Genomic DNA, 8,046 nt, shown 5'->3' with positions numbered 1-8,046 from the left:
GTATTTTTACCGGTCGCAGTCCAAAAGACAAATATTTTGTAGATCGTTATCCGTCAAATCAATATATTGCTTGGGGTGATATAAATCAAAAAATCAGTGAAGAAATATTTAATGAACTTTTAGATCTCTCAAGAGAGCAGCTCTCCGGCAAAGATCTTTATGTAACTGATGTTTATAGCGGTTCTAGCGAAGCTTCAAAAAAGAATATACGTTTTATTACAGAAATAGCTTGGCAGTCTCACTTTGTTAAAAATATGTTTATTCGCCCTACAGAAGAAGAACTGGAAGTTTTTAAACCACAATTTACTGTACTAAATGCTTGTAAAGCAGTTAACGACAAATGGATGGAGCATGGGCTCAACTCTGAAGTTTTTGTGCTTTTTGACATCGAGAATAATATAGCTATTATCGGCGGTACATGGTACGGCGGCGAGTTAAAAAAGGGAATCTTCTCTATGATGAACTACTGGTTGCCGCTAGAGGGTAAACTCTCTATGCACTGTTCTGCAAATGTAGGAGAACGTGGTGATACGGCACTTTTCTTCGGACTAAGCGGTACCGGGAAAACTACGCTCTCAACAGATCCACATAGAAGACTTATCGGTGATGATGAGCATGGATGGGATGATGACGGTGTATTTAATTTTGAAGGCGGCTGTTACGCCAAGGTTATAAATCTTGATGGTAAGAGCGAGCCGGAGATTTACAACGCCATTAGGCCCGGTGCTCTGCTTGAAAATGTTGTCATGTACGGTGACGGCGAAGTCGATTACGAAGACTCAAGCAAAACAGAGAACACCAGAGTCTCTTACCCGATAGAGCATATAGACAACCACGAACCATCCCTAGGTGCAAGCCATCCTGAAAATATAATCTTTTTAACTGCGGACGCTTTTGGCGTTCTTCCTCCTGTGTCAAAACTTACTCGTGAACAGGCAATGTACTACTTCCTAAGCGGTTATACTGCAAAGGTTGCTGGAACTGAGCGCGGTATCACTGAGCCTGTTGCAACATTTAGCGCTTGTTTTGGAGAGGCTTTCTTGCCACTTCATCCAACGGTTTATGCTAAGCTACTTGGTGAAAAGATTGACAAGCACGGTGTGAATGTTTACCTTGTAAATACCGGCTGGACGGGTGGAAAATATGGTGTTGGACATAGAATGAGCATCAAAGACACACGTGCGTGCATCAATGCTATTTTAGACGGAAGCATCAAGCGCAGCGAATTTGATGTTACAAAAACATTTGGTCTACATGTTCCAAAAACTCTGGGAGATATAAATCCAGAGATTCTTAACCCTCGTAACGCATGGGTGGATAAAGAAGGGTTTGATACAACCAGAGATACGTTAGCCAAGATGTTTATAGAGAACTTTAAAAAATATCAGACCCAAGACAGCGAGTTTGACTACTCTGCTGCAGGACCAAAAATAGAGAGTTAAATCTCTCTATTTGACTTTTTTCTTCGTGGCATGTTTCATATAAAACCATAAAGCTGAGCCAAAAACTACTAAAATTATAGGCGCTATCCATGGCTTATCACCTACAACTTGAGCTACTTTTACTAAAAAATTACCTGAATAGTAACTGCCGAGTCCAAAAATAAGAGCCCAAGCACCGGCACTTAAAACATTTAATATAGCAAATTTCTTAAAATCATACTTTGTCAATCCGATAGCAATCGGTATAAGTGTTTTTATGCCATAGACAAATTTTTGGATTAAAATTATCCACGAACCATTCTTTTTCATCATAATGTGTGCAAGTGCGAGTTTTCTTCTATGTTTGCGCAGACCATCAATCATCATTGTTTTTTGATATCTTGCCATGTAGAAAAGTAAAAAATCTCCAAGAGCATTTGCTATAAATGCTATAAGAATGGAGAGACTTAAATCCATTTTACCCATAAAAGACAAAACACCTGCTCCGATAAGGGCTATGAAACCACCGCCTAAAGAGTAGAGAAAAAGTCCTATATATCCATAAGTCGCTAAGTTGCTAAATGTATCTTCCATTTATCTATGTATCCTAAAGTTTTTTTATTTTTGTTATTTCATCACGAAGGCGAGCGGCTTCTTCAAAGTTTAGTTCGCGAGCTGCATCTTTCATTTTTAAAGAGAGCTCTTTTATCATCGCTTTTCTCTCTGAAGGCGGTATTTTATCCATTTTTTTATGTTTTTGGTAAATACCGCCGTAATCCTCTACTTTAAGATTTTCATCAAGTCTACGAATGGTAGTAGTGGGAGTAATATTATGCTCTATGTTATATTTTTCCTGTACCTCTCTTCTGGCATTAGTGATGTCAATAGCTTTTTGCATAGAGTTTGTGATTTTATTTGCGTATAAAATAACTCTGCCGTTTGAGTTTCTGGCACCTCTTCCTATTGTCTGTATAAGAGCTGTCTCACTTCTTAAAAATCCCTCTTTGTCCGCGTCTAAGATGGCTACAAGGCTCACTTCAGGAAGGTCCAACCCCTCACGCAGTAGATTTATCCCGATTAGAACGTCAAATTCGCCTTGACGAAGAGAACGTATAATCTGGTTTCTTTGTATCGTGTCTATTTCTGAGTGCATATACTCGGCTTTTACTCCCAAATCTGCAAGATATTTTGTAAGCGCTTCTGCCATCTTTTTTGTAAGAACCGTTATCAGAACACGCTCATTTTTGGCAGTTACCTTTTTTATCTCATCATGTATATCTTCAACTTGGTTTGTTGATGGTTTTATCTCCAAAACAGGGTCAAGAAGCCCGGTAGGACGGATAATCTGTTTTGCGATGACGCTTGACATCTCAAGTTCATAAATTGATGGAGTTGCAGAGACAAAAAGGTAGTGGGGAGCCTTGTTTATATACTCATCAGCTTTCAGAGGTCTGTTGTCAAGCGCACTCGGCAGACGAAAACCGTACTCCACCAAAACCTCTTTTCTGGCTCTGTCTCCCGCGTACATGCCGCGGTATTGCGGGAGTGAAACGTGTGATTCATCAACAATTACGAGATACTCTTTATGGTGCAGAGCAAAGTAATCAAGCAGAGTGTAGGGTGCTTCCCCCGGTTTTTTGTTTGTGAGAAGTCTTGAGTAGTTCTCAACCCCTTTACACATTCCCGTAGTCTGAAGCATCTCAAGGTCGAACTCTACCCTCTGTTTCAGACGCTGATACTCAACAAGTTTGCCCTCTTTTTGAAAGTATGCAAGCCTCTCATCAAGCTCCTCTTCTATGCGTTTTATTGCCACAGACATCTTCTCTTGGCTTACGCTAAACTGCGAGGTTGCGTATATAGTAAAGTGTTTATGCTCTTCAAGCTTTTTGTTATCTATTACATCAAAGGTGTAGATAGCCTCTATCTCGTCGCCGAAAAACTCTATGCGGATGGCTTCTTGCTCAAAGTAGGGCGGAAATACGTCTAGAGTCTCGCCGTTTACGCGTATATGCCCACTATCGAAGTAGGTGTCGTTTCGACTGTAACCCATCTCTACAAGACGAAGCAGAAGCTTTTTTTGTGCAATTGTGTCGCCTATGGCAATGGACTGCACCATATTTTCATACTCCTCAGGGTCTCCTAAACCGTAGTTTGCAGATACGGATGCCACGACGATAACGTCATCATAGCTGAGAAGATTTGCAGTTGAGGAGAGGCGAAGACGCTCAAGCTCGTCGTTGATGGCACTGTCTTTTTCTATAAAGAGGTCTTGGCGCGGGATGTACGCCTCTGGCTGATAGTAGTCGTAGTAGGAGACGAAATACTCTACATGGTTGTTTGGAAAAAATTGGCGAAATTCGCTGTAAAGCTGTGCGGCAAGAGTTTTGTTATGAGTCATGATGATGGTCGGCATCTGCACTTTTTCTATAACACTTGCCATAGTGTAGGTTTTACCGCTTCCAGTCACGCCCTCTAAGGCTTGGTAACGGTTCCCTTTTATAATGGAATCACTTATGGTCTTAATGGCTGTAGGCTGGTCGCCAGCAGGCGAATAATCTGAATAAACTTTAAATTTTGACATGTGAAATTATAACTGATTTGACGTTATTATTGGAAAATAGACTAAAGGCTTATTTGGTGTTTGATTAGTTGATAATAGCGTTATGCCACTGCACAAGAGTCAGCCTGTAACCATTTTCTACACGTAGAACTTCATGGCTGTATATCGGGTTGCTTGGAAAAACTATCATATCTCCTGCCTGAGGGTAGAGTTTGATCTGTTTGCCGTTGGCATCAAAGAGATAATTAAAAATCAGTTCTCCCCCGCTAAAGCTATGCGCATCAGAACTGCACTTCTCATGTGAAGTTGCAAAAAGCACGGTTGTAAGTTTGCGCATTGGGGCTACTTGGATAAAACCTACCGTTTTACCATCTGCATCCACCAGCTCATTTGAGTCATCCGCATGTTTAATATAAAACGACCCTTTTGTGTACTCCAGCGCCTGCAGCGCTGTTGACGTTGTGAGTGCAACGCTAAAGAAGCGCTCAATCTCCGCTTGAAATGTTTTAAAATTCTCCTCGTACATTTTTATATGCAGCTTTGAAAGTTTATGAATAACGGTCTTTCTGATGCTCTCGTTAACACTTGGGTCAACGATACTGCCAAGAAGCCTTGTTTTTACTTTAGCTTTCTCGCCCTTCGAGGTATTATAGGCATAGTTAGAGATATCATCACAGGTAGATTTTGAAAAAAAATCTCTGATTATAAGATATGGATAGTCATAATATGGGTTTACCATAAGCCGTGTTTCAAGTTTTAACTCTGCGATGAAGTCGTCGCAAAATATATGGTTGCTAATCTGTTGCATTTAGGTACTTTGTAAACCTATGTTAAAAAAAATCTTACGAGGATTTTTAACTTTATTATTTTTAGAATTGTATCTGAGTTAGAGTAAATTATGATTATAATTATGAATCTTTTGAGATATTTAAAAAATTCTTAAAACTACTATGTAATTAAAAAGTGATAAGAAAGTTAAAAGTTAAATCGGATAAAATTACTCTGATTTAAAAAATTAGAGCGTAATGCGTTCTTACCAAAGGATACAAAATGAAAAAGATTATTTTATTAATCGCATTGACATTAGGTGCTCTTCAAGCAGACAACGTAGTTCACTACGACAAAAAAGAGGCTCAGACCCCCATTACTAAGCCTAACCACCCAAACTCAGATATTTATTAATTTAAATATCTAAAATTTTATTTCTCCTTCTAAAATAGGTCTCTCAGCCTATTTTAGTGACAAACCTCCTTTTTTAAATCCTTTTCTTTATAAAATTAATAGCAAAAATGGTAATAACAAATAAGCATATCATCAAGATTATAACGCTGTTGGTTCCTGATGTTCCGCCTGTAAATGGCAGCCCACTCGTATTTATGCCAAAAAAACCGACTACAAGATTAAGCGGCAAAAAAATTGCCGAAATAATAGTAAGGACAAATATCGAACGGTTTATTTTTTCATTCATTTGAGTGGTGTAAAACTTGTAAATATAGTCTAGTTTCGAGAGTTGAAGCGTAGCAGACCTCATTGTTCTCTCCATGTGTTCATGCAGGTCAATATAGTGATTTAGCGGAAAATTATTACTCTTTTCATAATATTCAATCGCCCTGTCCATAGTCAAAGATGCATGTATTAGTATTCTCTCTATTCGTACAATATTGCGTTTAAGTTTTAGCCATTGGTTCATAAAAGAGTCTGCCGTTTTATTTAGGTAAAGGCTCTCCTCCATATCTTCAAGTAGGTCGCGGTAACCGTCAAAAGCTTTTAAAAGTTCATCAACCATGCCGTCTAAAATCTCATAAGGAGCTTCAAAACGGCTTCCTAAAGCTTTAAATTCCTCTTCGTCTCTCATATATAGATAGCTGTTATCGGGAGTGATAATAAATCCTGTGGAGACTACTTCAAGCTCATCCAGGATCACTGGCAATCTGAGAATCAGCATCTCATAGCCATCGTTTTCATCAAATATAGATGGATGTTTTTCGTTTTGTAAATCCTCTAAGTGAAGATTGTCAACTAGGTCATGAATATTAGTCACTTTTCCTCTTTTATGTTTTTAGTTATATACAGGTTTTTTAAAACTTTAATCATTCCCTCAACTGCATTTTTTGTTGTGGTTTCATGGACTGTATGATACCCGATTGTAGGTATCTGCAGCGTAGTTCCCTGTATCTCGCCTTTGGTTGCATGAATCAATCTTCCAAGTTCTGTAGTTCCAAGAGAGCTTATCGTGCCGTTTCTTGCCATTTTAGCTTTTAAATAGTTGTCTTTAAAATCATAGCGTATCTTGTTTTTAATCGCTATTTGTTTTATCTTATTTTTTAAAGGCGACCTGAACACTGCGTTGGAATCTCTGTTTCTCATAACTATGTCTATATTTTTAATCTCATCCAGAGTAGGGTAGGGGCTGGTGTCAAGAACGAGAAGCTCGTCTGTTTTTATGTCAAAACGTCTAAACCACTCTAGCAAAAATCTCCAGCTTCTTCCAGCCTCCTCAGAAGCGGTAAAAAAAGCTGTTCCCTGATAGCCGATGGCGTACATGTAGATGATGATGGCTACGCTTATGACGTTGTCGAGTTGTGCCGAAATGAGGTCGTCTTTTATCTCAAGTTTATCGGTGAAAGCTATGGGTGTTCCGGGAAACAGGTGGTCAAACCCCGCTACTTTAAAGATAATGTTTTTTCTTCTTTGGCATAAAAAAGCATCTTTAATCGAGCCAAGTCCCAAGTAGGTTCCAGACCATGGCTCATACGCCTGAACTTTTTCATCGACAAATCTTGCGGTAAAGTTGTGAAGCAGCTGCTCTGAACTTGAATCACCCGTCAAGTCCGCCTTGTTTTTTGCAATAAACGCAGCATACTGAAACTCGTTATGTCCCGTACAGATAAGACCGTGTCTGTCGGCATGTGCAGAGATATATCCACTTTCTGGGTCATCCCCTTTTGCTATAAGCACACCGTCATAATACTCAACCTTTACGCCCAGCTCTTCAAGCTCTCTTTTTATAAACATAAAAAAGGGGTGTTCTTCCCCGACGACACTCGGTATTCGGATAAGTTGTTTCAATATATCGTAAAATAGTTCCATGATTACTCTATTATATCCTCGTTGTTGAGTTCAAAAAATTCGCTTAACTCAATTGAATTTTCATTAAAATACTCGATTTTATTTTCCGCTATCTCAAGATTCCTAAGTTTTGCTATGTGAAAAATAGCATCTCCCTCTTGCACAAGAGGTATCTCTGATTTGCCTATGATTACCCCGTCATACGGTGCTCTTAGCTCAAAACTGTTATCTCCGAGGGGCTCATCTATAAAAGCGATAATCTCATCTATGCGCACAGTGTCGCCAAGAGCTTTTATGGTTCTTAGCATGCCGCTCTCGCTTGAGCGTATCCACTGGCTGTTTCTTGTAACTATGGGAGTTTTTCTATCTCTTTTTTTTGCGACTTTTGGCAGCATTCCGTTTTCTCTAAGCACATTAATTATCCCATGTACGCCGATTCTGATTGAGGTTTCATCAAATCTTAGCGCCTCGCCCGCTTCATAAAGAAGTATTGGGATGCCCTCTTCTTGTGCAACTGCCCTTAGTGAACCGTCTCGAAGTTCGGAGTGAAGAACAACGGGAGCTCCAAATGCTTTTGCCAAAGAAAAAGCGTACTCGTTGTCTATGTTTGTTCTAACTTGGGGAAGATTAGATTTGTGGATTGAAGCGGTGTGAAGGTCTATTCCAAGGTCGCACTTTCTTACGACTTCATCAAAAAATATTTTTGCAACCCTGCTCGCCAGAGAGCCTTTTGGAGTTCCTGGAAAGCTTCTGTTTAAATCTCTTCTATCGGGCAGATATCTTGAGAGCGTCATAATTCCATAAACATTAACAATGGGAACCAGCAAAATAGTTCCTTTTATCTTCTTTAAAATGCTCAGTTTTCTAAGTCGTCTTATTATCTCTATGCCGTTTAACTCATCTCCATGGATGGCTGCACTGATAAAGACCACAGGACCCTCTTTTTTGCCTCTGATAACATGTATGGGGAGCTGAGTCGGTGTGTTGTAAAGTTTT

General features: G+C 39.4%; 8 protein-coding genes. 2 read left to right on the top strand and 6 right to left on the bottom strand.

Annotated elements, in window-relative coordinates:
- Positions 1 to 1,442: phosphoenolpyruvate carboxykinase (ATP) (gene pckA, locus RQ763_RS07160; protein WP_314152044.1), on the top strand; the 1,442-nt coding region annotated here is incomplete at its 5' end.
- A 6-nt stretch (positions 1,443 to 1,448) separates the two neighbouring features.
- Here pckA and RQ763_RS07155 read toward each other — a convergent pair.
- The 3 genes from RQ763_RS07155 to RQ763_RS07145 all read right to left on the bottom strand — a co-directional run bounded on the left by RQ763_RS07155 (position 1,449) and on the right by RQ763_RS07145 (position 4,789).
- Entirely contained in the window at positions 1,449 to 2,015 is a 567-nt protein-coding gene (locus RQ763_RS07155) for a DedA family protein (protein ID WP_314152043.1), read from the bottom strand.
- 13 nt (positions 2,016 to 2,028) lie between these two features.
- Positions 2,029 to 4,002 (bottom strand): excinuclease ABC subunit UvrB, encoded by a 1,974-nt coding sequence (uvrB, locus tag RQ763_RS07150; protein ID WP_314152042.1) that lies wholly within the window; start codon positions 4,000 to 4,002, stop codon positions 2,029 to 2,031.
- A gap of 64 nt (positions 4,003 to 4,066) precedes the next feature.
- Positions 4,067 to 4,789, bottom strand: a complete 723-nt coding sequence (locus RQ763_RS07145) for a 2OG-Fe(II) oxygenase (protein ID WP_314152041.1) — start codon at positions 4,787 to 4,789, stop codon at positions 4,067 to 4,069.
- Between the two features lie 242 nt (positions 4,790 to 5,031).
- On the opposite strand from RQ763_RS07145, the gene RQ763_RS07140 reads away from it, so the two are divergent.
- The gene (locus RQ763_RS07140; protein ID WP_314152040.1) at positions 5,032 to 5,163 is read left to right on the top strand and encodes a hypothetical protein; all 132 of its coding nucleotides are present in this window, start codon (positions 5,032 to 5,034) and stop codon (positions 5,161 to 5,163) included.
- 73 nt (positions 5,164 to 5,236) lie between these two features.
- Here RQ763_RS07140 and RQ763_RS07135 read toward each other — a convergent pair whose 3' ends face one another.
- From RQ763_RS07135 to RQ763_RS07125, 3 genes are all read right to left on the bottom strand, one after another.
- The gene (locus RQ763_RS07135; RefSeq protein WP_314152038.1) at positions 5,237 to 6,022 is read right to left on the bottom strand and encodes a magnesium transporter CorA family protein; all 786 of its coding nucleotides are present in this window, start codon (positions 6,020 to 6,022) and stop codon (positions 5,237 to 5,239) included.
- Positions 6,019 to 7,071, bottom strand: a complete 1,053-nt coding sequence (locus RQ763_RS07130; RefSeq protein ID WP_314152037.1) for a peptidase M42 — start codon at positions 7,069 to 7,071, stop codon at positions 6,019 to 6,021. The genes RQ763_RS07135 and RQ763_RS07130 overlap by 4 nt, the downstream gene beginning before the upstream one ends.
- 2 nt (positions 7,072 to 7,073) lie before the next feature.
- Positions 7,074 to 8,046, bottom strand: a 973-nt coding sequence (locus RQ763_RS07125; RefSeq protein WP_314152035.1) for a succinylglutamate desuccinylase/aspartoacylase family protein, incomplete at its 5' end; no start/stop codon positions are given.

It is taken from the genome of Sulfurimonas sp., from assembly GCF_032250635.1.
Taxonomy (GTDB): domain Bacteria; phylum Campylobacterota; class Campylobacteria; order Campylobacterales; family Sulfurimonadaceae; genus Sulfurimonas.
The sequence above is the reverse complement of the archived record's forward strand: the minus strand, read 5'-3'. Positions and strand labels throughout refer to the sequence as shown.